The following is a 22,440-nucleotide window of genomic DNA, read 5'->3' as shown; positions in this document are numbered from 1 at the left end:
CCGATTCTCTATTCTTCCGCCAGACGACAGAAGAAGAAATCTCTCAATTTACCTTTTTGCCGGATGGCGATTAACGCCTTATCCGGCCTGGAGGCAACGTATAACACGTCACGAATACTTCTTCGTGCGCCGCGTTGGAGCCGTATTCGCCGGATCGTCCGGCCAGACATGTTTGGGATAACGGCCTTTCATCTCTTTTTGCACTTCGCGATACGCCCCCTGCCAGAAAGCGCTTAAATCGCGCGTAATCTGTAGCGGTCGCTGCGCAGGCGAAAGCAGTTCCAGCACCAGCGGCACTCGCCCCTGCGCAAGCGTCGGCGTACTTGCCTCGCCGAACATTTCCTGCATTCTGACCGCCAGCGCGGGCGGGTTATCTTCATGATAACGAATCGTTATTCGGCTTCCCGTCGGCACAGTGTAATGCCCAGGCAGTTCACTATCCAGACGTTGCAGCAGGGCATAGTCAAGCAGTCCCCGTAACGCCTGATTAACGTTCAGGGATTTTAGCCCTCGTAACGACTGTACGCCTGTCATGTGCGGCAGCAACCAGTTTTCCAGAGTCGCCAGCAGCGACGCCTCATCCACGGCAGGCCAGTCATATTCCGGCAGCCATTTCGCCGCACAGTGCAGACGCAGACGGAACTGCTCCGCTTCCGGCGTCCAGTTAAGGACGGACAGGCCTTTATCGCGGATGCCGTTCAGCATCGCCTGATGAAGCTCCTCTTCAGACGGCTTCGCCAGTGGCTGAACGTTAACCGTCAACTGTCCAATACGCATTCTGCGCCACGCTTTCAACGTTCCCTGCGCCTCGTCCCATTCAACCGTGTCAGACTGGCGCAGTAAATCAGGACACGCCTGAATCAGCGAGGCGATATCCAGCGGCTGCGCCAACAATATTCGGGCGTCCGGCGAGGCGCTACCTTGCAGCAACAGCGGCGCGATCAGCCATTCATGACGTCCCAACGCGTCATCCGCATCTAACATCGCGCCCATACCATTGGCTAACTGATAGCGCCCTTCCTGACCACGACGCCGCGCGATGCGGTCGCTAAACGCTCTGGCCAACAGCGGCATAATAAGCGCGCTATCCGGCTCGCCATTACGCACCTGCAGCCGTTTTAAAAGCTGCTGGCTACGCTGCTGCCAGCCCGGCTGTCGCCGCGAAAATAGCACGCTTAAATCCGTACCGCCGCCGCGCGGCGGGTCCTCAAGGATGGCCGCGAGCATGGCGGCAGTGGCGGCGCTATCGCCCTCGCCAGCGTTGACTAACATCGCCGCCAGGCGCGGATCGTTACCCATTGCCGCCATTTTCTGCCCCCGCGCGCTTAATCGCTCGCCCTCCAGCGCGCCTAACATCAATAATAAACGGCGGGCGGCCTGAAGATTCACCTCCGGCGGCCTGTCCAGCCAGAAAAGCGATGCCGGATCGTGACATCCCCACTGCAACACCTCCATCAATAAACCGGAAAGGTCGCTGTGTAAGATTTCCGGATCGCTTTGCGCCGCCGCCCGCTCCGCCTGTTCTTTGGCCAGCAGATGTAAACAGATACCCGGCGCCAGTCGTCCGGCGCGCCCCGCGCGCTGCGTCATTGATGCCTGACTGATACGCTGCGTAACCAGCCGCGTCAGTCCCGTTCGCGCGTCAAATCGCGCCACGCGCTCCTGAGCGCTATCGACGACCAGACGAATCCCTTCAATCGTCAAACTGGTTTCGGCAATGTTAGTCGCCAATACCACTTTACGCATCCCGGCGGGTGCGGGAACAATCGCTTTGCGTTGCGCTTCCAGAGACAATGCGCCATACAGCGGACAAAGCAGGACATCGCTCCCTACCCGCGACGCCAGATGTTCATGAACGCGCTGTATTTCGCCTACGCCGGGTAAAAATAGCAGCAGCGAACCGTTTTCATTGCGCAACAGTTCCGCTGTCGCCATCGCGACGGCTTCATCAAAACGCAAATGCGTCGCGAGCGGCTGATAACGTCGCTCCACCGGGAACGCGCGCCCCTCCGAGACGATCGTCGGCGCATCAGGCAGTCGCTGACAAAGCCTGTCGTTATCCAGCGTCGCAGACATGATTAACAGCCTGAGATCGTCACGGAGCCCTTGCTGGATATCCAGCAACAGCGCCAACGCTAAATCCGCCTGTAAACTGCGCTCATGAAATTCATCCAGTATCACCAGCCCCACGCCGCGTAATTCGGGATCGCGCTGAATCATTCTGGTCAATACGCCTTCTGTCACCACTTCCAGCCGGGTACGCGGCCCCACGCAGCTTTGCGCACGCATCCGGTAACCTACCGTTTCGCCAGGCTTTTCATTCAACGCTTCCGCCAGACGCTGCGCGACATTACGCGCCGCCAGACGACGCGGTTCAAGCAGAAGGATTTTTCCAGCAACCGGCCCCTGTTGCAGGAGTTGCAACGGCAGCCAGGTGGATTTCCCCGCCCCGGTAGGCGCGGACAACAAAACCTGCGGCGCGGTTTTTAGGGCTGTCAACAATTCAGGCAATACGGCGGCAACGGGCAATGACGTCACAAACGGCTCCACGGGGTTAACTTTCTTTGCGCCGCATTGTAGCATCGTGTTAATCCATAACCGAGTATCCCTATGTCTGAGCCAAAACGGCTGTTTTTTGCGATTGACTTACCCGACGACGCGCGCGCACAAATTATCGCCTGGCGCGCCGCCCATTTTGCGTCTGAAGACGGACGCCCCGTCGCAGCGGCGAACCTACACCTGACGCTGGCCTTTTTAGGCGACGTCAGTAGCGATAAGCAGCGCGCGCTTGCGCAACTGGCCGGACGAATTCGCCAGCCGGGCTTTACGCTACATCTGGATGACGCCGGTCAGTGGCTGCGTTCGCGCGTGGTGTGGCTGGGGATGCGCCAGCCGCCGCGCGGGTTGTTGCAGTTGGCTAATATGCTGCGCGCGCAGGCCGCCCGCAGCGGTTGTTACCAAAGCCCGCAGCCTTTTCACCCGCATATTACGCTGCTGCGCGACGCCAGCCATACGGTGGCTATCCCGCCGCCGGGCTTTTGCTGGTCATTTCCGGTCACGTCGTTTGCGCTTTACGCCTCTTCGTATGGGCAAGGCCGTACCCGCTATGCCGAGCTGCAGCGCTGGACGCTGGGCGAATAATAATGAAGGAATGTCGATGCTATTCTCACCCCCTTTACAACGCGCTACGCTGATTCAGCGCTATAAACGTTTTTTAGCCGATGTGATCACCCCTGACGGTACAACGCTTACGCTGCACTGTCCTAATACCGGCGCGATGACCGGCTGCGCCACGCCTGGCGATACCGTCTGGTATTCGACATCAGAAAATACTAAACGCAAATATCCGCATACCTGGGAATTGACTGAAACGCAATCCGGCGCATTCATTTGCGTGAATACGCTGCGGGCGAACCAGCTAACGAAAGAAGCGATTCAGGAGAATCGCCTGCCGGCGCTGGCGGGGTACAATATTCTGAAAAGTGAAGTCAAATATGGCGCCGAGCGCAGCCGTATAGATTTTATGTTACAGGCAGATTTCCGCCCGGACTGCTATATTGAAGTGAAATCGGTCACGTTAGCGGAAAAAGAAAACGGTTATTTTCCCGACGCCATCACCGAACGAGGGCAAAAACATCTTCGGGAGTTGATGGGCGTTGCGGCGGCAGGTCATCGCGCAGTGGTGGTGTTCGCGGTGCTGCACTCCGCCATTACACGTTTTTCACCCGCACGTCATATCGATATAAAATACGCGCAGCTATTGAGCGAGGCTCAGAATAAAGGCGTGGAAGTTTTAGCTTATAAAGCAGAACTTTCAGCCCAAAAAATGGAACTGAACGAACCAGTACCCATAACGTTGTAGTGGAATAACAGCCTGATTATTAAGTATTCTGGCCGCGTGCGTAAATACGCTTTTCCTCACAGGGTTGTCAAGTGTTACGTTTAGATAATTGCTATCCGGAAAAGCATCTGCTATTTATAGCGACCTGATTTTCCCCCGAACATGGGGATCGATAGTGCGTGTTAAGGAGAAGCAACATGCAAGAAGGGCAAAACCGTAAAACATCGTCCCTGAGTATTCTCGCCATCGCTGGGGTGGAGCCGTACCAGGAGAAACCGGGCGAAGAGTATATGAACGAAGCCCAGCTATCGCACTTCAAGCGTATTCTTGAAGCATGGCGTAATCAACTCCGGGATGAAGTCGATCGCACTGTGACGCACATGCAGGACGAAGCCGCCAACTTCCCCGATCCGGTCGATCGCGCCGCGCAGGAAGAGGAGTTTAGCCTGGAGTTACGTAATCGTGACCGTGAGCGCAAACTGATCAAAAAGATCGAGAAGACGCTGAAGAAAGTGGAAGATGAAGACTTCGGTTATTGCGAGTCCTGCGGAGTGGAGATTGGTATCCGCCGCCTGGAAGCGCGTCCAACAGCCGATCTGTGCATCGACTGCAAAACGCTGGCTGAAATTCGCGAAAAACAGATGGCGGGTTAATCCCGTTCGTTTCTACCCTATTTATGACAGGCGGGAGTTTTCCCGCCTTATTCTTTATTGCCCGCAGCATGACTGACTCACACTATATTGGCCGTTTCGCGCCGTCGCCATCCGGCGAACTGCATTTCGGCTCGTTAATCGCCGCCCTCGGCAGCTATCTACAAGCCCGTGCGCAACGCGGAATTTGGCGCGTTCGCATCGAGGATATCGACCCCCCACGTGAAGTTCCCGGTGCCGCAGCGACCATTCTGCGCCAGCTGGAACATTACGGCCTGCACTGGGATGGCGAGGTCTTATGGCAATCACAGCGTCATGAGGCTTATCGCGAGGCGCTGGCCTGGCTTCACGAGCAGGGACTGAGCTACTACTGCACTTGCCCCCGCTCGCGCATTCAACGTCTGGGCGGTATTTACGACGGCCATTGTCGGACGTTATGCCACGGGCCGGAGAATGCCGCCGTCAGAATTAAACAGCAGCATCCGGTGATGCATTTCCATGATGCCTTGCGCGGCGACATCCAGGCTGACCCACAGCTGGCGAGCGAAGATTTTATTATCCACCGCCGCGACGGACTGTTTGCTTATAATCTGGCCGTGGTGGTCGACGATCATTTTCAGGGGGTGACGGAGATCGTCCGCGGCGCAGATTTAATCGAACCCACTGTCCGACAACTTTCGCTGTATAAACAGTTTGGCTGGCGTGCGCCAGGCTACGTGCACCTTCCGCTGGCGCTCAACGAACAAGGCGCTAAACTTTCCAAGCAAAATCATGCCCCTGCGCTTGCGACAGGCGATCCGCGCCCGGTACTGGTCCAGGCATTGCGCTTTTTAGGCCAACGCGACGTCGTAGCGTGGCAGGAGATGTCTGTTGAGGAGTTGCTGCGCTTTGCAGTGGCGCACTGGAGGCTTACAGCCGTACCCACATCGGCTAATGTAAATCCGGCATTCTCAAATGCGTCTCGCTGAGCTATGATTAGCCGCTATTTTTGCTCATCGTCTTTCGCATTGCTGCGGCGTTAATGATGCTTACAGCCCAGGTCGCGTTGCTCTCTTACGCCCGTCTGCCGTAATGCGAAAGACATAGAGTAAGTTGATCTTATTAATGTATGACACTACCGAGGTGCGCTATTTTTACCCGAGTCGCTAATTTTTGCCGTAAGGTGTTAAGCCGCGAGGAGAGCGAGGCAGAACAAGCCGTCGCCCGTCCACATATGACGATTATCCCGCGTGAACAGCACGCTATCTCCCGCAAAGATATCAGTGAAAATGCCCTCAAGGTACTGTACAGGCTGAACAAAGCGGGCTATGAAGCCTACCTGGTCGGCGGCGGCGTCCGCGATCTCCTGCTCGGTAAAAAGCCGAAGGATTTCGACGTGACCACCAACGCAACACCGGATCAGGTACGGAAATTATTCCGCAATTGCCGTCTGGTGGGGCGTCGTTTCCGCCTGGCTCACGTGATGTTTGGCCCGGAAATTATCGAAGTGGCAACGTTTCGTGGTCATCATGAAGGCAGTGAAAGCGACCGTACGACCTCCCAGCGTGGGCAAAACGGTATGCTGCTGCGCGACAACATCTTCGGCTCTATCGAAGAAGATGCCCAGCGCCGCGATTTCACCATCAACAGCCTTTACTACAGCGTGGCGGATTTTACCGTGCGCGATTACGTCGGCGGGATGCAGGATCTGCAAGAAGGCGTGATTCGCCTGATCGGCAATCCGGAAACGCGCTACCGCGAAGATCCGGTTCGAATGCTGCGCGCCGTGCGTTTCGCTGCGAAGCTCAATATGCGTATCAGCCCTGAAACGGCTGAGCCAATCCCGCGTCTGGCAACCTTGCTAAACGACATTCCTCCCGCGCGCCTGTTCGAAGAGTCGCTGAAGCTGTTGCAGGCGGGGAACGGTTATGAAACCTATCAACAACTGCGGGAATACCACCTCTTCCAGCCGTTGTTTCCTACCATTACGCGTTATTTCACCGAAAACGGCGACAGCGCAATGGAACGCATCATTGCGCAGGTGTTGAAGAATACGGATAACCGCATCCGTAACGAGATGCGCGTTAATCCGGCATTTTTGTTTGCCGCCATGTTCTGGTATCCGCTGCTGGAGATGGCGCAAAAAATCGCTCAGGAGAGCGGCCTTGCCTATTACGATGCTTTCGCGCTGGCCATGAATGACGTGCTGGATGAAGCCTGCCGTTCACTGGCGATCCCGAAACGCCTTACCACGCTTACCCGTGATATTTGGCAGCTTCAGTTACGGATGTCGCGACGCCAGGGCAAACGCGCCTGGAAGCTGATGGAACATCCCAAATTCCGCGCCGCGTTTGATTTGCTGGAGCTGCGCGCTCAGGTGGAAAATAATACTGAACTGCAACGTCTGGCGCAGTGGTGGGCCGAGTTTCAGGCTTCCGCGCCGCCGGAACAAAAAGGGATGCTCAACGAGCTGGACGACGATCCTGCTCCACGCCGCCGTCGTTCACGTCCGCGCAAACGCGCGCCGCGCCGCGAGGGCACCGTATGACGATCGCGTATATCGCGCTTGGCAGTAATCTGGCCTCTCCGCTGGAGCAGGTCAATGCCGCCCTGAAGGCTATCGCCGACATTCCCGATAGCCGTATCGTCGCGGTTTCTTCGTTTTACCGCACGCCGCCGCTTGGCCCACAGGATCAGCCCGATTACCTGAACGCTGCGGTGGCGCTGGATACCGCTCTCGCCCCCGAAGAATTGCTTAACCATACCCAGCGCATTGAGCTGCAACAGGGCCGGGTGCGCAAGGCCGAACGCTGGGGGCCGCGCACGCTGGATCTCGACATTATGCTGTTTGGCGATGAAGTCATTAACACCGACCGTCTGACCGTGCCGCACTACGACATGAAAAACCGCGGTTTTATGCTGTGGCCGTTATTCGAAATCGCTCCGGAGCTGGTGTTTCCCGACGATAAAGGTCTGCTGATCGAGCTGATGTCCCAAATGTCTCCCTGTCCCGATCGTTGGTAAGAAATACCCCTATTATCAATTCAACAAATAGTTTCTATGCTGTTATTCCGTATAATTAGATAAATTAAATACTCTTGTTAGAAATAATCATGGAACCAGTCGTACATTATATAACATAACAACAAACCATATATTTCAGCTATCCGTTTAAAAAGCAGCCGCTTAATGCAATTAAACATAAACACCATGAATAACACTATTAATGACACAATGAATAAAATGTCAGAATATCCTTAAATATAATCAGAGGTAATTCATCACAAAAAAACAATAAATAATAAATATTATACAAAAATTATCCTCAAACGCTAAAATCCAAGCCCTGCTATTTAATATAAATTAGTAGATATTTAATTTATTAACATTTCAATCCTGTAAGGATACAGCAATGAAAAAAGCGATTTTAGCTGCCGCAATGGTTATGGCTATGGGTTCTACTTCCGCAATGGCAGTTGAAGGCGGCCAGATCGAATTCCACGGTTTAGTGAGCGCAACAACCTGTTCTAAAGTAGTTTCCTCTTCACGCGGTAATCAAGCGACTGATGGTGACGTATATCTGACTACAGCAGCCCCAGGCGATATCACTGAAGGCGTTGCTGCTAACGCATACGGCGCGCTTCCGGCTCCGTTCTCTATCATCCTGGATTGCTCAGGCGCGGCTGATGTAACTGATGCCACTAAGGCTTCTCTGGTAATGGATTCGTCATTCTCTAACACTACCGGCACTCTTGACAATGACACCACACTGTCCGTGGCTGGTGAAACTGGGGCTGAAAACGTGAATATCGCCATCCATGATGCCGATACCAAAACTCAGGTTAAAATCGATGGCGCTGAAATTCATGAAGCGTCCTTCAAAAACAAAGTTGCAACCTATAACTTTATGGCGTCTTACGTTCGTGCCGATGCTTCTAAAGAAGTGACTACCGGTCATGTAACCACGAACGCAATGTATACCTTTACTTACCAGTAACAGGACATACGGTTATCACTAATAAGTACTCGTACCTTTCCTTGAGTTAGCGTGCTTATCAGTTATTGATCTCATATAACCTTCGGGGTCCAGGAATTATTTCAACGATTCCGGGGGTTCATTCAATTTAATTAAATTCAAAGTTGATTTCATTATCTTCTACAGGCAAGGAACGCTTATGTTGTATGTAAAAAAAAGCCTGACCGCCATCGTATTAGCCAGTGCTGTATTTAGTACCTTTAGCTATGCGGATATTATTATCTCGGGCACCCGAATCGTTTATGACGAAAATAAAAAAGACGTCAGTATAAGACTGGAAAATAAGGGTACCCGCCCATTATTAGTCCAAAACTGGATAGACCTGGGTAACGATAACGACGATCCCGGGAGTATTAAAGCGCCTTTCGTTTCTACCCCCCCGGTTTCACGCGTTGAGCCTAAACGTGGGCAATCGGTAAAAATTATGTATACCCAGGCCAGCGCGCTGCCGAAAGACCGGGAAAGCGTCTTCTGGTTTAACGTACTGGAAGTACCGCCAAAAGCGGATACCAGCAAAGAAGAGAATAAAAGCTTACTGCAACTGGCTTTTCGTACCCGTATCAAACTGTTCTATCGCCCAACAGGACTAAAGGGCCAGCCTGCTGAAGCGGCAAAACAACTGAAGTGGCAAATAGCGAGCGAACAAGGCCACGCGGTACTACGTGCTGATAACTCAACTCCGTATTTCGTCTCATTTAATGACGCTACCTACACTGCAGGCGGTAAACGTTATGACGTTGAAGCCACCATGGTTGCGCCTTTCAGTAAATCATCCTTCACCGTGAAAGGCTTGTCAGGCGCTAGCGCCGGAAAACTGGAGTATCACGCCATTAATGATTTTGGCGGTTTGATTGAAGGTTCCGTATCGCTGTAACGGATTAACCAAGAATCAGGATGAAGAAATCGGTGCAAAACTTTCCACATTCCAAGGCCATGCCGAAGAAAACGATGCTCGCAGTTTGCTGTGCGCTATTTTATAGCCAGAGCAGTATTTCCGCTGAAAGCGTTGAATACGACAGTTCCTTTTTAATGGGGAGTAGCGCCTCCACAATCGATATCAGCAAATACTCCGACGGCAACCCAACGCCTGTCGGAACGTATAGCGTAAAAGTTTTCGTCAACGAAAACCCCGTATCAAGCCTGTCCATACCCTTTATCGATATCGGCAAGGTCAGTGCAGAAGCCTGCCTGACACAAAAAAATCTGGCGCAGTTGCATATCAAACAGCCAGAAATCAATGCGACCAATCAAATTCTGAAAAAAGGGGAGGAAGAAGATCAAGATTGTCTGAACCTTCCCGTCGCCATCGCGCATTCAGAGGTCAATTTTGATATGGGCGAACAGCGTCTGGATATTACCGTACCTCAGGCGTGGCTCATTGAAGGTTATGACGGCTATGTTGAGCCTTCGCTGTGGGAAGATGGTATTCCGGCAGCGCTTCTGTCCTACTCGGCGAACGGCTATCACAGCACCAATGGCAACGCCGATAATGACAGTATGTATGCGGCGTTTAACACCGGTATTAACCTCGGCGCATGGCGTTTTCGCGCCAACGGCAACTATAACTGGACGAAAGACTCAGGAAGCTCCTTTGACTACCAGAATCGCTACTTGCAGCGCGATCTGCCTTCAATGCGCTCTCAACTTGTTGTCGGTGAAACCTATACCACGGGCGAAACATTTGACTCCGTAAGCATTCGCGGGGCTCGTCTGTATAGCGACAACCGAATGCTACCTTCGCAGCTTGCCAACTATGCGCCGATTATTCGCGGCGTAGCAAACAGTAACGCCAAGGTCAGCATAACCCAGGGCGGCTACAAAATTTATGAGTCCACGGTACCGCCAGGCCCCTTTGAAATCAGCGACATCAGTCCTTCCGGCTACGGTAGCGACCTCATCGTCACCGTTGAGGAGGCCGACGGCAGTAAACGCACCTTTAGCCAGCCATTCTCCTCGGTTATGCAGATGCAGCGCCCGGGCGTCGGACGTTGGGATTTCAGCGCCGGTGAAGTGAATGACGATGAGCTTCATGACAAGCCCTATATGGCGCAAGGTTCATATTACTACGGCCTTAATAACTTTTTGACCCTCTATACAGGTGTTCAGGGAACAGATAATAACTATCTTGCCGGGTTGCTGGGTGTCGGCCTCAACACCCCTCTTGGCGCATTTGCACTTGATGTCACTCAGTCTCGTACAGAGATCCCTGAGGATAAAACCTATAAGGGCCAGAGCTACCGACTGACGTGGAACAAGCTGATTGAACCGACGGCAACCTCCTTTAACGTAGCGGCATATCGTTATTCAACGCAGGACTACCTGGGCCTGAATGATGCGCTACAGCTGATTGATGACGCGAAACATAAAGACGCGGACGATCGCAACACCATGCTTAACTATTCGCGCATGAAAAACCAGGTCACGGTCAGCATAAACCAACCGTTGAGGTTTAAGGAAGTCGACTACGGTTCCTTTTTCCTCTCAGGCTCCTGGACCGACTACTGGGCTACCAATGAAAGCCGTACCGACTATAGCCTCGGTTACGGAAGAGGTTTTTCGTGGGGCAGCCTCAGTATCAACCTCCAGAGATCCTGGGATGAAGATGGCGAAAAAGATGATTCGCTCTATATCAACTTCAACGTTCCGCTGGAGAATCTGCTGGGCGGCGGTCGCCGTAAGTCGGGTTTCAGCTCACTGACGGCGCAAATGCGCACTGATTTTGACGGCGGGCACCAGTTGAGCATGAACAGCAACGGCAGCAGTGAAGACCACACGCTGAACTACAGCGTGAACACCGGCTACACCATGCAGAAAAATGAAAAGAACATCACCGATGTCGGCGGCTACGCCAGCTATCAGTCCCCCTGGGGAGATGTTACTGCTTCAGCCTCTGCCAATAATGACAGCAGCCGACAATATTCGCTCGCCACAACCGGAGGCTTTGTCCTGCATGGCGGTGGAGTGACGTTCACTAACGATAACTTCGGTAATAGCGATGCCATCGTGCTGGTAAAAGCCCCCGGCGCGAAAGGCGCGCGCATCAATGGCGGCAACAGCACCATCGATCGCTGGGGCTACGGCGCGACGAACTCGCTTTCCGCCTACAGAGAAAACCAGGTCAATATTGATATCGACACGCTGGAAAACGATGTCGAACTAAAGAGCACCAGTACAACCCTGATACCGCGTGATGGCGCGGTAGTCTTAGCCAGTTTCGAAACTGACCAGGGACGCTCGGTCATTCTCAACATGTCCCGTAATGACGGAAAAGCCCTACCATTTGGCGCAGAAGTCTACGAGAACGATGTGCAGATCGGCAACATGGGCCAGGGCGGTCAGGCTTTTGTTCGCGGCATCAGCGATGCAGGCGAACTCTCAGTACGCTGGTTTGAAGAAAACCAGCCAGCAACTTGTTTAGCAACCTTTGCGTTGCCGGCAACGCAACAAACGGTAGGGTCCAGCCAGACCTTACTGTTAGACCACATAACCTGTCGTGTTAATAACCTTAAATCAAATGGAATAGACAATGAAAAGGAATAAATACCTTTTAGCAGCCTCTGTGCTCGCCGTGATATTTCCGCTTACCAGTCAGGCGGAAAATATCAACGTCGACTTTACCGCCACCGTGTTGGCCACGACCTGCAGCATGTCAATTGCGGCGTTAGATGGCTCGAACTTATCGGGTGATGCCACCAGCGGCTATACGCTGAACGTCGGCGATGTCGGGTTGGATAAAATTATTAAAAAATCAGCGGAATCGCAGAAAAACTTTAAGTTTGTCGCGAAGGATTGCAGTGCCGCTCTGACCAAAATCACCACCACGCTTGCCAGCTCCACAGATGCCAGCGGCAATTTTATCAAAAACCAATCAGCGGCAAGCGGCGCTGCCACCAATGTTGGCATGGGCTTTAAGCGCAAAAGCACTACCGATGAAACCTATTTCACGCCCGGCTCAGGCTCATTTAGCTGGACTTCCGACGAGCGCGCAGCAAACGAAGTGGAAATGACGGTCGCGCTGCGTGAACTGACCGACGGCGCAGGTACCACAGGTGCTTTCAGCTCAACCGCTACGTTTAACTTCACTTATCAATAACAAGGACGATGATAATGAAAAAGCAAATATTGCGCGTCGTGATTTTTAGCTCGCTGATTGCCACGGGAGCTGGCATATCAACGATGACATATGCCGATGGAACCAACAGTCTGGACCTGACCGTGAACGCCAATATCACTGCGGGTACGTGTTCTGCATCCGTGGTTGAAGGTGATACCATTACCGATACTATCGCTTTTGGCAACGTTTACATTTCTGAATGTATATGCAAAAAGTAAAATAAAACCCTTTAAGTTACGGTTCAGTGATTGTGTCGGTCTCAAAGATAAAAAAGCTAAGTTCAGACTAGCCCCAAATAATGTAGCATGCCCGGGGAGCAGCGGCACTGATGGGCAATTCGCAAATGCCTCGACTTCAACAACAAAGGCAGCAATGGTCGCCATGGAAGTATGGACGACAGAAACCCCTGGAGGCACTGGCGCGGTAAAACTTCACTGCTGGTCGAAACCAGAACAAACCGTGGATTTATCTGGTGCAAGTGTAACAACGCCTGTTGATTTTCCTTTAAGCGCTATGATGGTCGCTCAAAGCGGCGGTACGCTTCAAAATATGACAGCGGGAGATTTCTACTCGCCCACCACCTTCACCATCACTTACCAGTAATGGTGATACCAATGAGACGTTTGCGCGAACCCACGCTCGCCACGTTATTTTCAGGGCTGGCAACAGCCCTGTTTAGCGCGACGCTGTACGCCGATACCAATGTGAATTTCACCGCCAGCGTGCAGAAGGACACCTGCCAGATAAAGATAGATGGCAATGGAACGGTAAACTTCGCCACCATAGCGCCCGCCTATTTTGCCGATGGCATTACCGCGGAAACCGATTATGAGGGGGGGAAAGAGTTCACCATTAAGCTTATTTCTTGCCCGATCAGTGATGGTAAAATAACCAATGTTACCTTTAATTTCGCACCACTAAACGGGCAGTTCTCACCTGAGAATCAACAAGTTTTTCCTAATGACATCGCTACCGATGCTGGTGGCGTAGACAATGTCGGCGTGGTGATTTTCACCACCGATTCACCACGCACCAACGTGCTTAATACGGATGGTTCATCGCGGGCGACTTTTGCTGCCAGCACCTACAGCGACACCGTCTGGACCTTTTACTCCAGAATGCAAAAAATACGCAGTGCCGAAAAAGTGACGACCGGTGAACTTAGCAGCCGTGTACTGGTGAATGTCTCCTATGAATAATCAGGAGATTTTATTAAACGAAAGGATATCGTTAATATGCTTTTAAAAAACACAACATGATTTGCCGCCTTTTTCCTGATGATGGCTATCATGTCCAACTGTTATGCCATAAATACTACCCTGGTCGTTGGCGACTACGCCTCCAGTGAACATGATGGCCCAAGCGGGGATTCGGTATTCACTGATAACAGCCACAATTTTGGGCAGACCATCGCGATTCATAAGGAAACGGCGCTGCGCCAGATTACCGTTTTTAACTGGTCCGGCATCCAGTACGTTATGGAGATGTTCTGTAACGGCAGCGGCAACCACACCTACCTTCAACTGACCCATAATTATATCTCTGCTGGCAAAAGCTATAATGGACATCCGCTGTATAAAACCTCAATCCCCGGTTTTTATTTCACCATTGAGATGACCTTCCTTCAGCCAGCAGAGAATATGACCTCAAGCACCTTCTGGTTTGATAAGACCTCAACGCCGATCACCAGCGAGTTCACGGAATTTCCGTCAGCCTGCTCCAGAACAAATCTTTATAGCAACCTTGGCAAATTAATGTATGGCCTGAAAATCTATGCCTATGTCGACTCTGACTTCGCGCCGACGGAAGCCCAGCTTCAAAGCTTTACGCTGTCTAAAAACGGCGACTCCGATTTCTACATTGATAACCCGGGCAGCGGATTATCAAACTATAAAATGAAGTTTAACCTCGCCGCCACAGGACTTAAGGCCGTCTGGCCAACCTGCTCGGCCAGTACCATTAGCGGCACCAATGTTTCGGGATCAACGGTTAAGCTGGGTAGCTTTTATCCAAAGCAGATTATGGAAGGGCTGTCGCCGACCAAGTTCCAGATCAATCTCTCCTCCTGCCAGTACATCAATAATATTGAAGTTAAATTGGCCAGTAATAATGTCGGGACGAAAAACACCTCGCTACTAACCAACAATTCAACCAGCAACACGAAAGCCAGCGGCATTGGCGTTTTAATTGAAGGTTTGAAAAGTAGTTCGAGCGCCCAGATGGTACTCAAACCTAACGACTCAAGCTCAATTTATAAAGATACCACCAATAACACCGGAGACGGCAGCCCGGTAGGAAGCGCGACAAAATCGTTGTATTTCCAGGCAACCTTAAAGCCCGATGGTGACAATCCAACAATCAATCCAGGTGATTTCAAAGCCACCGCTCAATTTTCAATCACCTATCCGTAAAATCCTATAACGAACCGCAACGCAATTTGCCCAGAAAGGGCTAACGCTTGCGGTTCTCTTCCCCTACAATGCGGCCATTCTATTCATCAATATTATGGCCGGAGAGGTTATGAGCAAACCCACTACTATCGCTGTGCTGCAGAAATGCAAACAAGAGAAAAAGCGCTTCGCCACCATTACCGCGTACGATTACAGCTTCGCCAAACTCTTCGCTGATGAAGGCATCAATGTGATGCTGGTTGGCGACTCGCTGGGCATGACAATTCAGGGGCACGACTCCACCCTGCCGGTCACCGTGGAAGATATCGCCTACCACACCCGTGCGGTACGCCGCGGTGCGCCGAACTGCCTGCTGCTCTCCGACCTGCCGTTTATGGCTTACGCCACGCCGGAACAGGCGTTTGAAAACGCGGCCACGGTCATGCGCGCAGGCGCTAATATGGTCAAAATCGAAGGTGGCGCATGGCTTACGGATACGGTGAAAATGCTCACCGAACGCGCCGTGCCGGTGTGTGGCCATCTGGGATTAACTCCCCAGTCGGTGAATATCTTCGGCGGCTATAAAATTCAGGGCCGCGGCGATGCCGGACAAGTGCTGCTGGATGACGCGCTGGCTTTAGAAGCGGCTGGCGCTCAACTGCTGGTGCTGGAGTGCGTGCCGGTTGAGCTGGCGAAGCGCGTCACGGAAGCGCTGTCGATTCCGGTGATCGGCATCGGCGCGGGCAACGTCACCGACGGTCAGATCCTGGTGATGCACGATGCGTTTGGCATCACCGGCGGTCATATTCCAAAATTCGCGAAAAATTTCCTTGCCGAAGCGGGCGACATGCGCGCCGCCGTACAGCAGTATATGGCTGAAGTGGAGTCCGGCGTTTATCCGGGCGAAGAACACAGCTTTCACTAATTTTTCTGACCGTGCCGGATGGCGACGCGACGCGTCTTATCCGGCCTACAGATCCTCAACGGATGTAGGCCTGATAAGCGCAGCGCCATCGGGCAGGATCATCAAGCAACTCAAGGAGTTTTGTTGTGCTAATCATTGAAACCCTGCCGCTGCTGCGCCAGCATATTCGTCGTCTGCGTCAGGAAGGTAAACGCGTCGCACTGGTTCCCACCATGGGCAACCTGCATGACGGCCATATGAAGCTGGTCGATGAGGCAAAAGCCCGGGCTGATGTGGTGATCGCCAGCATTTTCGTCAATCCGATGCAGTTTGACCGGCCGGACGATTTGGTGCGTTATCCGCGCACGCTGCAGGAAGATTGTGAAAAGCTGAACAAACGCAAAGTCGATTATGTCTTTGCGCCAGCCGTTGAGGAAATCTACCCGCATGGGCTGGAAGGCCAGGCGTACGTTGATGTTCCCGGCCTCTCTACCATGCTGGAAGGCGCCAGCCGTCCAGGTCATTTCCGCGGCGTCTCGACTATCGTCAGCAAGCTGTTCAACCTGATCCAGCCGGATATCGCCTGCTTTGGCGAGAAGGATTTCCAGCAACTGGCGCTGATCCGCAAAATGGTGGCGGATATGAGTTATGACATTGAGATCGTCGGCGTGCCGATTATTCGCGCCAAAGACGGGCTGGCGCTCAGCTCACGTAACGCTTATCTGACTGCAGAGCAGCGCAAAATTGCGCCGGGTCTATACAACGTGATGAATAGCATCGCTGAAAAACTGATTGCGGGTAATCGTGAGCTGCAAGAGATTATTGCCATTGCCGAACAGGAACTGAATGAAAAAGGCTTCCGTGCCGACGACATTCAAATCCGTGATGCCGACACGCTGCTGGAGCTGACGGAAACCAGCAAACGCGCAGTGATTCTGGCTGCCGCCTGGCTGGGACAGGCGCGTCTGATCGATAATCAAAGCGTTACATTAGCCCAGTAGACAGGGGTTAAAAATCGGGCAATACTGCCTGAGAATTTCCAAAGCAGGCTACAAGCGCCTGCTTAGCCAAGGTAAACGACAGGGTAAAGAAGTTATGATTCGCACCATGCTGCAAGGCAAGCTCCACCGTGTAAAGGTCACGCAGGCGGACCTGCACTACGAAGGTTCCTGTGCCATTGACCAGGATTTCCTTGATGCCTCCGGTATTCTGGAAAACGAAGCGATTGATATCTGGAACGTGACCAATGGGAAACGTTTCTCAACCTATGCGATTGCGGCTGAACGCGGCTCCAGAATCATCTCGGTGAACGGTGCGGCGGCGCACTGCGCTGAAGTTGGCGACATTGTGATTATCGCCAGCTTCGTCACCATGTCTGATGAAGAAGCCCGGACATGGCGTCCGAAAGTGGCCTATTTTGAAGGCGACAACGAAATGAAGCGCACCGCGAAAGCCATTCCGGTTCAGGTTGCCTGATAGTCCTTACCCCTGCGGCTGATTGACTATCAGCCGCGACATCGTTTCCAGCGAATCCGTGCGTAAAATATACAGCCTTTTGAGCAGCATCGGATTATCTCCCGGCTTCACCTTCCCTCTCACCGTGGTGACCGCCAGATGGAAACCGGCGTCTTTTGCTGCTTTGATCGCGGTCGCGTTATAGCCGCCAAAGGGATAAGAAAGATAAAATACGTGCGGAGTAAACTGTGTGAGCGCCCGCCGCGAACGTTCAAAATCAAACAGAATATTATGGTAGCTGCGGCTATATAAAATCGGGCGGCGATGCCCGTCTACCCGGTGTAAAAAATGGGTATGCGACTGAAAATCAAAAACATCGCTTATCTTGCGCAATTCGGACACGCTCATAAATTGCAGCGACCTGGGATTCCATTTTTGCGGATGGCGCTTAATACGCGATGAGATAATAAATGCCGTCGCTTTCATATCGTACTGCTTTAATACCGGATACGCATAGCGACTCACCGATTTAAGGCCATCATCAAAGGTGATAGCCACCGCGCGCGCCGGAAAATTAGCGCGGTTATAGATGTAATCCTCCAGTTGGTACATCGTCAACGTGGCATAGCCGCGATCGCGAAGCCAGGTCATTTGGTTGCTGAATGCCCGAACCGAAGTCGTGGTGGAGGTATGGCGAAAACGGGTATTCTCTTCATCACGTAAAATGTGATGATAGGTCAAAATCGGAATGCCGTTGTCTTCCTGCGCATCCATGGCGTTGACATAAGCCAGCCTGTCGCCAATACGGATCTGATACCAGGTTTGATGTAGCCGGCCTTTCAGCTTGCTAATAATGGGGTAACGCAAATTATCCACCAATACGCCAAACGGGGCGCTACTGATGTCCGGCGCGTTATACACCGGCGTGTCCTTCCAGGTCACCAGATTCTGATTGCTGAGCGGCTTGTTAAGATCGCCCAGCCCATCTTCCACTTTTTGTTTTCCCTGCACGGGTTCCAGATGGCCTTTATCGATAAACCCCACACCGAAGCCAAATTTAAAGGCATAATAATCAACCGCAACAGGCGTTACGGAAAGAATTTGTCCGGCGCGGATATTCCCTACGGTCACCATTTTGTCGCCAATCTGCGACCAGATGGCGGCATCTTTCGTCGTTTGCATATAACGAGCGGGCAAGGCAGCCAACACATTACCGGCGAAAAAGAACAGCAAGATAAGAACAACGCGCATAACCATATATCATAACCGAGGCGAAAAAACGCCGTTATTGTAGCAAAAGCGTCGTCAATGGTATTGATCAAAACTCATACAAATCATGCAGCAATACAAAAGGCGGATTTTTCTGCTGCTGATGCCAGAGACTGGTGACATCCGGCGCGCCAAGCGCGACAATCTGGTCGCGAAATGCTGAACTGCTCATCGACTCTCGCAAAGGAATCATTTCCTCTATCAATGAATAGCTAATGCCTGAAATAACTTCACATTGAGGATGTTTATGGCTCATCAGCGACGCTACACGATAAGGCGCCGCGCCGGAAATGTCGGTTAAAAATATCACGCCTTCACCAGAGTCGGTGGCATGGAGGGCATCACACATCATGCGGCTCAGCATGTTTGAGCTCAGACCGCGCCAAAAATTGACCGCCCGGCATTGCGCCAGCGGACCATTTTTTCTCTCCAGGCGATCAAGCATATCCTGTGCACGATCGTCATGGCAGGTAATCACCCAACCTAACATAGCCTACCTCCTTAGCAGGCAAGTAGTTTATCAGGGTTACCAATCAGGAATGATGACAGCCGTCAAAAGTCTCCTCTTCCCTCCAGGAGAAGAGGAGAATCGTATCAGCTACGCAAACCGCGTCCGCGCTGGATCAGCGACCAACACAGCAGATAGAAAGCAGCGATAAAGATCACCAGTACGCCAAACGTTGTCACCAGCGGCACATCATGGATACCCAGAAAACCATAACGGAAACCGCTGATCATGTAGACGATCGGGTTCAGGTGCGACAACCCTTGCCAGAACGGCGGCAGCAGCGTCAGCGAGTAAAATACCCCGCCGAGGTAGGTCAGCGGCGTCAGCACAAAGGTCGGGATCAGACTGATATCGTCAAAGGTTTTCGCAAACACGGCGTTCAGCAGTCCGGCCAGCGAGAACAGAATCGCGGTCAGAATCAGCGTTAGCGCGACAAATACCCAGGAATGCACCTGGAAAGGCACGAAAAAGAGCGAAATCGCCGTCACCAGAATCCCCACGCACAGCCCGCGCGCCACGCCGCCGCCGACAAATCCGGCGATGATCACGTGCGTTGGCACCGGCGCGACCAGCAGTTCCTCAATATTGCGCTGAAACTTGGCGCTAAAGAACGAGGAGGCCACATTGGCGTAGGAGTTAGTAATGACCGCCATCATAATCAGGCCCGGCACAATAAATTGCATATAGCTAAAGCCATGCATTTCGCCGATGCGCGAACCGATCAGGTTACCGAAAATAATAAAATAGAGCGTCATGGTGATGACAGGCGGCACCAGCGTTTGCACCCAGATCCGCATAAAGCGGTGGATCTCTTTCGCCCAGATGCTTTTAAGGGCAACCCAGTAAAGCTGCATCATGCGCGATCTCCTTGTTTTTCATGCACCAGCGACACAAACAGTTCTTCCAGACGGTTGGCTTTATTACGCATACTTAATACCTGAACCCCCTGCTCGCTCAGTTGGCTAAAGACACTGTTAACCCCCTGCTCGCGTAACACTTCCACCTCCAGAGTCGAGGTATCCACCAGACGATATTGATAACCTGCAAGCTTAGGTAGCGGGCTTTTTGGCGCTAAATCCAGAATAAATGTCTCCGATTTCAGCTTTGAAAGCAGATTTTTCATGGAAGTATTTTCCACCAGCTCGCCGTGCTGAATAATACCGATATTGCGGCACAGCATTTCTGCCTCTTCCAGATAGTGGGTGGTAAGAATAATCGTGGTGCCTTTGGCGTTTAAGTCTTTCAGGAACCCCCACATCGAGCGACGCAATTCGATATCGACGCCCGCCGTCGGCTCGTCGAGAATCAATAGTTTAGGCTCATGCATCAATGCGCGGGCGATCATCAGGCGGCGCTTCATCCCACCGGAGAGCATCCGCGCGCGTTCATGACGTTTTTCCCACAGATCGAGCTGTTTTAAATACTTTTCGCTACGTAAAACCGCCTCTTTATGCTCCACGCCGTAATAACCGGCCTGATTCACTACGATCTGTTGCACCGTTTCAAACGGGTTAAAGTTAAACTCCTGTGGCACCAGTCCAAGCTGTCGCTTGGCGTTAACCACGTCTTTTTCCAGGTCGTAACCAAAAACGTTAACGCGCCCGGACGTTTTATTAACCAATGAGCTGATAATACCGATGGTGGTCGATTTCCCTGCTCCATTTGGCCCCAGAAGCGCGTAAAAATCCCCCGCTTCGACCTGCAAATCTATGCCGCGCAGCGCCTGAACGCCGCCGGGATAGGTTTTTTTAAGTTGTTGAAGTTCCAGCGCAATGGTCATAAATTCTCACTTACTTTACGTTCTTACACTTTATATATGGTTTAAATAATTACGGAGTTGCCCTATATTAGCCCAACGCACTTATTTGGTTACAGGTCGTTAACTTCCATGAAAGACATAGATACACTCATCAGCAACAATGCACTATGGTCAAAAATGCTGGTGGAAGAGGACCCCGGATTTTTTGAGAAACTGGCGCAAGCGCAAAAACCGCGCTTTCTATGGATTGGATGTTCCGACAGCCGCGTTCCCGCAGAGCGTTTAACCGGGCTTGAACCGGGCGAATTGTTTGTTCACCGTAATGTGGCTAACCTGGTTATTCACACCGATCTGAACTGTCTCTCCGTGGTTCAGTATGCGGTTGATGTTCTGGAAGTTGAGCATATTATCATTTGCGGCCACTCCGGTTGCGGCGGTATCAAGGCTGCGGTAGAAAACCCTGAGCTGGGCTTGATTAATAACTGGCTGCTGCATATCCGCGACATCTGGCTTAAACATAGCTCGCTGTTGGGAAAAATGCCCGAAGAGCAACGTCTGGACGCGCTCTATGAATTGAACGTCATGGAGCAGGTCTATAACCTGGGGCATTCCACCATTATGCAGTCAGCGTGGAAACGCGGGCAGAATGTGACCATTCACGGCTGGGCGTACAGTATCAATGATGGCCTGCTGCGCGATCTTGACGTCACCGCCACCAACAGAGAAACGCTGGAGAACGGCTATCATAAGGGTATCTCCGCCCTAAGTCTGAAATACATTCCCCACCAATAAGCCATTAGCTATAGGCCGGATAAGTCGCTTTAGCGACGCCATCCGGCATTTCTGCGCTTACTCGTCCAGCAGCACCACTTTACCAACATACGGTAGATGGCGATAACGCTGGGCGTAGTCGATACCGTAACCGACTACAAATTCGTCCGGAATCGAAAAGCCAACGAACTCAACCGGCACGTCCACTTCGCGACGAGACGGTTTATCCAGCAGCGTACAAATCGCCAGCGATTTCGGCTCGCGCAGGCCCAGGATTTCACGGACCTTCGACAGCGTATTACCGGAATCAATAATGTCTTCGACAATCAGCACGTCTTTACCACGAATATCCTCATCCAGATCTTTGAGGATTTTCACGTCGCGGGTGGTGGACATACCGCTACCATAACTGGAGGCGGTCATAAAATCGACTTCATGAGGAACCTGAACTTCACGGCACAGGTCCGCCATAAACATAAATGAGCCACGCAACAGACCTACCAGCACCATTTCACTGCCGCTGTCTTTATAACGTTCGGTAATCTGACGACCCAGCTCGGCAATACGTGCTTTGATCTCCGCTTCGGGGATCATGACTTCAACAGTATGTTTCATATTTATAACCATATGATTTAAAAACAAATCACTCAATGCCGGTGACTAATAACGCCGCATTGACGCGCAAGGCACGCAGTATAACAGCAAACGTATTCATTCGCGGCATTTGATAAGAAAGCTCATTTTGTGATGACGATCACACATGT

21 protein-coding genes and 2 pseudogenes are annotated in these 22,440 nt (G+C 52.0%); 17 read left to right on the top strand and 6 right to left on the bottom strand.

Features of this window, described 5'->3' with window-relative positions:
• Positions 1 to 108: 108 nt before the first annotated feature.
• The gene (hrpB, locus tag ACLJTG_RS16350) at positions 109 to 2,538 is read right to left on the bottom strand and encodes an ATP-dependent helicase HrpB (protein WP_198898317.1); all 2,430 of its coding nucleotides are present in this window, start codon (positions 2,536 to 2,538) and stop codon (positions 109 to 111) included.
• A gap of 72 nt (positions 2,539 to 2,610) precedes the next feature.
• Between hrpB and thpR the strand changes: the two genes are divergently transcribed.
• From thpR to panD, 16 genes and pseudogenes are all read left to right on the top strand, one after another.
• A complete protein-coding gene (thpR, locus tag ACLJTG_RS16345) occupies positions 2,611 to 3,141 on the top strand; it encodes an RNA 2',3'-cyclic phosphodiesterase (RefSeq protein WP_001294178.1) in 531 nt (176 codons plus the stop codon).
• Positions 3,142 to 3,157: 16 nt separating this feature from the next.
• Complete coding sequence (gene sfsA / locus ACLJTG_RS16340; RefSeq protein ID WP_000899412.1) at positions 3,158 to 3,862, top strand: DNA/RNA nuclease SfsA; 705 nt, start codon at positions 3,158 to 3,160, stop codon at positions 3,860 to 3,862.
• Positions 3,863 to 4,038: 176 nt separating this feature from the next.
• Positions 4,039 to 4,494, top strand: a complete 456-nt coding sequence (dksA, locus tag ACLJTG_RS16335) for an RNA polymerase-binding protein DksA (protein ID WP_001155232.1) — start codon at positions 4,039 to 4,041, stop codon at positions 4,492 to 4,494.
• Positions 4,495 to 4,562: 68 nt separating this feature from the next.
• Entirely contained in the window at positions 4,563 to 5,459 is an 897-nt protein-coding gene (gene gluQRS / locus ACLJTG_RS16330; protein WP_000132295.1) for a tRNA glutamyl-Q(34) synthetase GluQRS, read from the top strand.
• 161 nt (positions 5,460 to 5,620) lie between these two features.
• Positions 5,621 to 7,018, top strand: a complete 1,398-nt coding sequence (gene pcnB / locus ACLJTG_RS16325) for a polynucleotide adenylyltransferase PcnB (RefSeq protein WP_125540466.1) — start codon at positions 5,621 to 5,623, stop codon at positions 7,016 to 7,018.
• Positions 7,015 to 7,494: a 2-amino-4-hydroxy-6-hydroxymethyldihydropteridine diphosphokinase gene (gene folK, locus ACLJTG_RS16320; protein WP_000150775.1), complete on the top strand. Its 480-nt coding sequence runs from the start codon at positions 7,015 to 7,017 to the stop codon at positions 7,492 to 7,494. Before pcnB ends, folK begins: the two co-directional genes overlap by 4 nt.
• A gap of 388 nt (positions 7,495 to 7,882) precedes the next feature.
• Positions 7,883 to 8,467 carry a fimbrial protein gene (locus ACLJTG_RS16315; protein ID WP_000709193.1) on the top strand — a complete coding sequence of 195 codons (585 nt, stop codon included), beginning with the start codon at positions 7,883 to 7,885 and terminating at the stop codon, positions 8,465 to 8,467.
• Positions 8,468 to 8,645: 178 nt separating this feature from the next.
• Positions 8,646 to 9,380, top strand: a complete 735-nt coding sequence (locus tag ACLJTG_RS16310; protein WP_000967610.1) for a fimbrial chaperone — start codon at positions 8,646 to 8,648, stop codon at positions 9,378 to 9,380.
• Positions 9,381 to 9,439: 59 nt separating this feature from the next.
• Entirely contained in the window at positions 9,440 to 12,046 is a 2,607-nt protein-coding gene (staC, locus tag ACLJTG_RS16305; protein WP_052932269.1) for a Sta fimbria outer membrane usher protein StaC, read from the top strand.
• Positions 12,033 to 12,599 carry a fimbrial protein gene (locus tag ACLJTG_RS16300; protein WP_000827925.1) on the top strand — a complete coding sequence of 189 codons (567 nt, stop codon included), beginning with the start codon at positions 12,033 to 12,035 and terminating at the stop codon, positions 12,597 to 12,599. The genes staC and ACLJTG_RS16300 overlap by 14 nt, the downstream gene beginning before the upstream one ends.
• A gap of 14 nt (positions 12,600 to 12,613) precedes the next feature.
• Positions 12,614 to 13,223 (top strand): annotated as a pseudogene (gene staE / locus ACLJTG_RS16295) (fimbrial protein StaE).
• Positions 13,224 to 13,234: 11 nt separating this feature from the next.
• Complete coding sequence (locus ACLJTG_RS16290; RefSeq protein WP_001253683.1) at positions 13,235 to 13,819, top strand: fimbrial-like protein; 585 nt, start codon at positions 13,235 to 13,237, stop codon at positions 13,817 to 13,819.
• 72 nt (positions 13,820 to 13,891) lie between these two features.
• Positions 13,892 to 15,031, top strand: a pseudogene (locus ACLJTG_RS16285) (fimbrial-like adhesin); the annotation flags it as partial.
• Between the two features lie 109 nt (positions 15,032 to 15,140).
• Entirely contained in the window at positions 15,141 to 15,935 is a 795-nt protein-coding gene (gene panB, locus ACLJTG_RS16280) for a 3-methyl-2-oxobutanoate hydroxymethyltransferase (protein WP_198898315.1), read from the top strand.
• A gap of 125 nt (positions 15,936 to 16,060) precedes the next feature.
• Positions 16,061 to 16,915, top strand: coding sequence for a pantoate--beta-alanine ligase (gene panC, locus ACLJTG_RS16275; protein ID WP_198898314.1), 855 nt, complete (start codon positions 16,061 to 16,063; stop codon positions 16,913 to 16,915).
• 94 nt (positions 16,916 to 17,009) lie between these two features.
• Positions 17,010 to 17,390, top strand: a complete 381-nt coding sequence (panD, locus tag ACLJTG_RS16270; RefSeq protein ID WP_000621526.1) for an aspartate 1-decarboxylase — start codon at positions 17,010 to 17,012, stop codon at positions 17,388 to 17,390.
• Positions 17,391 to 17,396: 6 nt separating this feature from the next.
• On the opposite strand, the gene ACLJTG_RS16265 is transcribed toward panD, so the two are convergent.
• From ACLJTG_RS16265 to ACLJTG_RS16250, 4 genes are all read right to left on the bottom strand, one after another.
• The gene (locus tag ACLJTG_RS16265) at positions 17,397 to 18,626 is read right to left on the bottom strand and encodes a polysaccharide deacetylase family protein (RefSeq protein ID WP_000245322.1); all 1,230 of its coding nucleotides are present in this window, start codon (positions 18,624 to 18,626) and stop codon (positions 17,397 to 17,399) included.
• A gap of 61 nt (positions 18,627 to 18,687) precedes the next feature.
• Positions 18,688 to 19,128, bottom strand: coding sequence for a PTS sugar transporter subunit IIA (locus ACLJTG_RS16260; protein ID WP_000901966.1), 441 nt, complete (start codon positions 19,126 to 19,128; stop codon positions 18,688 to 18,690).
• Positions 19,129 to 19,232: 104 nt separating this feature from the next.
• Positions 19,233 to 20,003 carry an ABC transporter permease gene (locus ACLJTG_RS16255; protein ID WP_000983418.1) on the bottom strand — a complete coding sequence of 257 codons (771 nt, stop codon included), beginning with the start codon at positions 20,001 to 20,003 and terminating at the stop codon, positions 19,233 to 19,235.
• Complete coding sequence (locus tag ACLJTG_RS16250; RefSeq protein ID WP_000150617.1) at positions 20,000 to 20,926, bottom strand: ABC transporter ATP-binding protein; 927 nt, start codon at positions 20,924 to 20,926, stop codon at positions 20,000 to 20,002. Before ACLJTG_RS16250 ends, ACLJTG_RS16255 begins: the two co-directional genes overlap by 4 nt.
• Before the next feature lie 108 nt (positions 20,927 to 21,034).
• On the opposite strand from ACLJTG_RS16250, the gene can reads away from it, so the two are divergent.
• The gene (gene can / locus ACLJTG_RS16245; RefSeq protein ID WP_000651591.1) at positions 21,035 to 21,697 is read left to right on the top strand and encodes a carbonate dehydratase; all 663 of its coding nucleotides are present in this window, start codon (positions 21,035 to 21,037) and stop codon (positions 21,695 to 21,697) included.
• Positions 21,698 to 21,754: 57 nt separating this feature from the next.
• Here can and hpt read toward each other — a convergent pair whose 3' ends face one another.
• Positions 21,755 to 22,291 (bottom strand): hypoxanthine phosphoribosyltransferase, encoded by a 537-nt coding sequence (gene hpt / locus ACLJTG_RS16240; RefSeq protein WP_000683342.1) that lies wholly within the window; start codon positions 22,289 to 22,291, stop codon positions 21,755 to 21,757.
• Positions 22,292 to 22,440 lie beyond the last annotated feature (149 nt).

Origin of the sequence: Salmonella sp. SAL00672, from assembly GCF_046552175.1 — a bacterium.
Lineage (GTDB): Bacteria > Pseudomonadota > Gammaproteobacteria > Enterobacterales > Enterobacteriaceae > Salmonella > Salmonella enterica.
This window is presented reverse-complemented; position numbering and strand designations above follow the sequence as displayed.